Below are 4,979 nucleotides of genomic sequence, written 5' to 3' on the forward strand. Positions count from 1 at the left end.
GGCCTCCTCCAGGTCCACGTCGCCGGGGTCCCGCACGGAGAGGTCGACCTTGCCGACGGCGGCGGCCGTGTTGCCGTCCGCCCAGGCGCAGACGCCGTAGGTCAGGGTGGTGGAGCCGCTCTCCTGGGTGAGCACCTGGCAGCTGACGCGGGTGGCGGCGCCGGGCGGGGTGACGTCCCTCGCGGGCCGCTCCACCCGCACGCCCTCGGTCTCGGCGGCGCCCTTGAGCAGGCCCCGGCGGATCGCGGGGGTGTTCCTGAACCGGCCGTACATGCCGGAGACGAGCAGCATGGAGCGGGAGGCGTCGCCGGGCGGGCCGTAGCGGCCGACGGTGGCGTGGACGTCCTTGACGTCCCAGGCGCCGTCGGCCTCGTCCTCGACCTTCCTGCCCTCGGTGCCGGAGAGGTCCTCGGCGAGGGTGTACTCGCCGTCGAGCAGGCTGTGCGGCAGGACCAGCTTGTGCTCCGCCGCCGGGAAGCCGCTGCCGGCCGGCATGCCGAGCATCACGAGACCGGCGACGACGACCGTGACGACTGCGCCCACGATGCCGAGCACCAGCCCGACGCGGCGCTTCCCGGGCGGCGGCGCCATGGGCGGCACGCCCCAGCCGGGGTGGGGCTGCCCGGGTGGGTAGGGCTGCCCGCCCGGGTACGGCTGCGACGGGTGGACCTGGGGCGGGTACGGCTGCTGCGGGTAGGAAGCCTGCCCGGGATACGGCCGCTGCTGCGGGTAGGGCGCCTGCCCGGGGTACGGCGAGCCGTACGGGCCGGGGGCGGCCGGCGGGGGCTGCTGCCCGTAGGGGCCCGGGTACGACGGCTGCTGCGGCGAGGGCATGGACACGCCGGAACGCTACTGCACCGCGCCGGCACCCCCGCCACCGGCTGCGCCCGGAGGTGTCAGTCCTCAGTCGCGCCCGTCTCGATCGTCGTCTTCACCTCCGCGACCCGCTCCCGCTCCTCCCTGGCGAAGCGTTCGGCGTCCAGCCGGTCGGCCAGTTCCTCGTCCTGGGCCATGAGCCGGTCCAGGTCGCAATCACCCAGTTCGAAGACGCCCATGTCCGCGTAGGCCCGCTGGAGGCGTTCGCCCCACAGGCCGATGTCCTTGACGCACGGGACGATGCGGCTGAACAGCAGCCTGCGGAACAGCCGGAGGAACTCGGACCGTTCGCTGATCGCCGCCGCCTCGGCCTTCGGGATGCCGAAGTTCTCCAGCACCTCCACCCCGCGCAGCCGGTCGCGCATCAGGTGACAGCCCTCGATGACGAACTCCTCGCGCTCACGCAGTTCGGCGTCGGTGAGCTGCCGGTAGTAGTCGCGCAGCGCCATCCGGCCGAAGGCCACGTGCCGGGCCTCGTCCTGCATGACGTAGGTCAGGATCTGCTTCGGCAGCGGCTTGTCCGTGGTGTCCCGGATCATGCCGAACGCGGCCAGCGCCAGGCCCTCGATGAGCACCTGCATGCCGAGGTAGGGCATGTCCCAGCGGCTGTCGCGCAGGGTGTCGCCGAGCAGCGACCGGAGGTCGTCGTTGACCGGGTAGAGCAGGCCTATCTTCTCGTGCAGGAACCGGCCGTATATCTCGGCGTGCCGGGCCTCGTCCATGGTCTGGGTCGCGGAGTAGAACTTGGCGTCCAGGTCGGGCACCGACTCCACGATCCGCGCCGCGCAGATCATCGCGCCCTGCTCGCCGTGCAGGAACTGGCTGAACTGCCAGGAGGCGTGGTGCCGGCGCAGTTCGGCCTTGTCCCGGCCGGAGAGCTTGTCCCAATGGCGGGTGCCGTACAGGGACATGGCCTCCTCGGGCGTGCCGAGGGCGTCGTACGGGTCCACCTCCAGGTCCCAGTCGATGCGGGTCCGCCCGTCCCACTGCTTGTCCTTGCCCTTCTGGTACAGGGCGAGCAGACGATCGCGGCCGTCGTCGTACTCCCAGGTGAACCGGGCCGCGCCGGTGGCGGGCACCCGCCACGGGGAGCCCGCGGGCTCGTTCGCGTACAGGTCGTAGGTCCCCATACTCCCCAGGCTCACGCGTGGTGGCCGGGTCAACAAGTCCTGCGCGAGGGATTGACGACCTTACTGACAAGGAGTCTTATAAGAGCAGGACGACTACCCCCGGGTAACGAGGTGAGGGAGCCATGACGACCCTGACGGAAGCGGACGCGCTGGACGGGCTGCGCGACGCGCTGGGCCTGCTCAAGGACCGGGAACAAGTGGCCGAACGGCTGCTCGCCTCTTCCGCCAAACACTCCTTCGACCCGGACAAGGAGCTGGACTGGGACGCGCCCTTCGAGGAGGGCAAGTGGTTCTGGCCGCCGGAGCTGGTCTCGCTCTACGACACCCCGATGTGGCGGCGGATGAGCGAGGAACAGCGCATCCTGCTCTCCCGGCACGAGGCCGCGGCGCTGGCCTCGCTCGGCATCTGGTTCGAGCTCATCCTGATGCAGCTGCTGGTCCGGCACGTCTACGACAAGGCGGCGACGAGCGCGCACGTGCGCTACGCCCTCACCGAGATCGAGGACGAGTGCCGGCACTCCAAGATGTTCGCGCGGCTGATCACGCACGGCGGCACGCCCTGGTACCCGGTGAGCCGGGCCCACCAGAACCTCGGCCGTCTGTTCAAGACCATCTCCACGACGCCCGGTTCGTTCACCGCCACGCTGCTCGGCGAGGAGGTCCTGGACTGGATGCAGCGGCTGACCTTCCCGGACGAGCGGGTGCAGCCGCTGATTCGGGGGGTCACGCGGATCCACGTGGTGGAGGAGGCCCGGCACGTCCGGTACGCCCGTGAGGAGTTGCGGCGCCAGATGGTGACCGCCCCCAAGTGGTCCCAGGAGTTCACCCGGGTCACCTCCGGAGAGTTCGCCCGGGTGTTCTCGGTCGCCTTCGTCAACCCGGAGGTGTACACGAACGTGGGTCTGGACAAGCGGGAGGCGATGGCCCAGGTGAAGGCCAGCGGGCACCGGCGGGAAGTCATGCAGACGGGTGCGAAGCGCCTGACCGATTTCCTGGACGACATCGGTGTCCTGCGGGGCGTCGGGCGGCGGCTGTGGAGGGCGTCGGGTCTCCTGGCGTAGGCCCGCGGACCCTCCTGGGGGCGCAGACGCCGCGCACGTGCGCCCCGGCCGCCCGCGAGCGCCGCGTGGCGGCCTCGCGACGGCGGTTAGGCTGACCGTCATGACCCAGTCGGCCACCCCCGCATACCGCCGCCTGAGCGTCGAGGAACGACGGACCCAGCTCCTCGACGCCGCGCTCTCCCTCTTCGCGCACCACGCGCCCGAGGACGTGTCCCTCGATGACGTGGCGGAGGCGGCCGGAGTCTCGCGTCCCCTGGTGTATCGCTACTTCCCGGGCGGCAAGCAGCAGCTCTACGAGGCCGCGCTCGGGTCGGCCGCCGAGCAGCTGAACCAGTGCTTCGACGAGCCCAACGAGACGTCCGCGCTGTCCCGCCTGTCCCGCGTCCTGGACCGCTACCTGGAATTCGTCGACCAGCACGACACCGGTTTCGCCGCGCTGCTCCAGGGCGGCAGCGTGGTGGAGACCAAGCGCACCACGGCCATCGTGGACGGGGTGCGCCGGTCCGCCGCCGAGCACATCTACCAGCACATGGAGGTCGGCGAGCCCGGCGCGCCGCTGCGCATGACGGTGCGGATGTGGATCGCGGCCGTGGAGGCCGCCTCCCTGATCTGGCTGGACAACGAGAAGCAGCCGCCGCCCGCGGAGCTGCGCGACTGGCTGGTGGAGCAGTTCGTGGCCGTCCTGAAGGTCACCGCGGGCCGCGACCCGCAGACGGCGGCGCTCGTCGCCACGCTCGCCGAGCACGACCCGGTACCGAGCGCGTGAAGAGCCAGGACACCCCCTTCGAGGGCGGCCCCATGGACGGAAGGGTGCTGCCCGTCCTGCTCGGCCCCACCGGGCACCCCCCGAAGACGTACCGCATCCCCGTCCCGGGCCCGGACGGCGGGCCGCCCACGGTGCTGGTCTACCGGCGTGTGCCGCGCGGGCACAGCCGGCGGCTCGGGCTGGTCCAGGGCTGGAAGTACCGGTACGACCCGGACGACACCACCGGCGGACGGCTCAGGTGGCCGTGGTCCAAGCCGGCCACACCGGCCGCTCCCCCGCCCGATGCCCCGGGATCCGGCAAGCCGGGTGACACGAACGAGTGAAAGCGGTGCGCCGAACCGCGCAGCCTTCCCGCATATTGTGTGCCGACACGTCTGATTATCACCGTGCGACGGACGGCGGAGAGTCCGCCCTCCGCGCCTCGGAGGTGATGACGTGTCAGCAGTGCTCCGGCGTCTGGCCGGTACGGCCGCGGTCGCGGCCCAGGCCGTCCTCGCGCCCGTACCCGCCGCGGCCGTGCCGGATCCGCAGCCGTCCGTGACCGCACCGGACGCGCGGCCGTCCGTGGCCGCACCGGACCGGCAGCCCTCGGTGGGACGGTTGCTGACGGACCTTCAGCGGCTGTACCGGCAGACCGAGCAGGCCACCGAGACCTACAACGCCACCACGGAGAAGCTGGAGCGGCAGCGCGCCGAGGTGGCCCGGCTGGACGGTGAACTGGCCCGTGCCCGGCTGGAGCTGCGGTCCCAGCGGCTGGACGCCGGCCGGCTGGCCCGGCAGCAGTACCAGAACGGCGGCGGCCTCGGCCCCTACGTCCGCCTGCTCCTCGCCCCCGATCCGCAAGCCGCGCTGGACGAGGGCCACGTCATCGGTGAGCTCGCGCGCGAACGGGCCCGTACGGTCGCCCGGTTGACCGTCACGGAGCGCCGCCGGGACGCCCTGGCCCGCGCGGCCCGCAAGGCCCTGGACACCCAGCTCGGCCTGGCCGCCCGGCAGAAGCGGCAGCGCGACGACGTCCGGACGAAACTGGCCGGCGTGGAGCGGGCGCTGGCCGGCCTCACCGCGGACCAGCTCGCGGCCGTGGCCCGGCTGGAGGAACAGGGTGTCGCCGAGGCCCAGCGCGAACTGACCACCGCGGGCGCCCTG

The 4,979-nt window shown here is 72.2% G+C and carries 6 protein-coding genes; 4 read left to right on the plus strand and 2 right to left on the minus strand.

Going from position 1 to position 4,979, the window contains the following annotated elements:
• Positions 1-834 (minus strand): hypothetical protein (locus H5J33_RS23305; protein WP_220212665.1); only part of this gene is annotated, 834 nt, incomplete at its 3' end.
• Positions 835-896: 62 nt separating this feature from the next.
• Positions 897-2,006 (minus strand): ferritin-like domain-containing protein, encoded by a 1,110-nt coding sequence (locus H5J33_RS23310; protein WP_181796858.1) that lies wholly within the window; start codon positions 2,004-2,006, stop codon positions 897-899.
• A 122-nt stretch (positions 2,007-2,128) separates the two neighbouring features.
• On the opposite strand from H5J33_RS23310, the gene H5J33_RS23315 reads away from it, so the two are divergent.
• From H5J33_RS23315 to H5J33_RS23330, 4 genes are all read left to right on the plus strand, one after another.
• A complete protein-coding gene (locus H5J33_RS23315; RefSeq protein ID WP_181796859.1) occupies positions 2,129-3,067 on the plus strand; it encodes a diiron oxygenase in 939 nt (312 codons plus the stop codon).
• Between the two features lie 100 nt (positions 3,068-3,167).
• Positions 3,168-3,833: a TetR/AcrR family transcriptional regulator gene (locus H5J33_RS23320; protein WP_181796860.1), complete on the plus strand. Its 666-nt coding sequence runs from the start codon at positions 3,168-3,170 to the stop codon at positions 3,831-3,833.
• Positions 3,830-4,156 (plus strand): hypothetical protein, encoded by a 327-nt coding sequence (locus H5J33_RS23325; RefSeq protein WP_181796861.1) that lies wholly within the window; start codon positions 3,830-3,832, stop codon positions 4,154-4,156. The genes H5J33_RS23320 and H5J33_RS23325 overlap by 4 nt, the downstream gene beginning before the upstream one ends.
• Positions 4,157-4,268: 112 nt before the next feature.
• Positions 4,269-4,979 (plus strand): coiled-coil domain-containing protein (locus H5J33_RS23330; protein WP_399552910.1); only part of this gene is annotated, 711 nt, incomplete at its 3' end.

This window comes from Streptomyces sp. WELS2 (assembly GCF_013870595.1).
GTDB lineage: Bacteria > Actinomycetota > Actinomycetes > Streptomycetales > Streptomycetaceae > Streptomyces.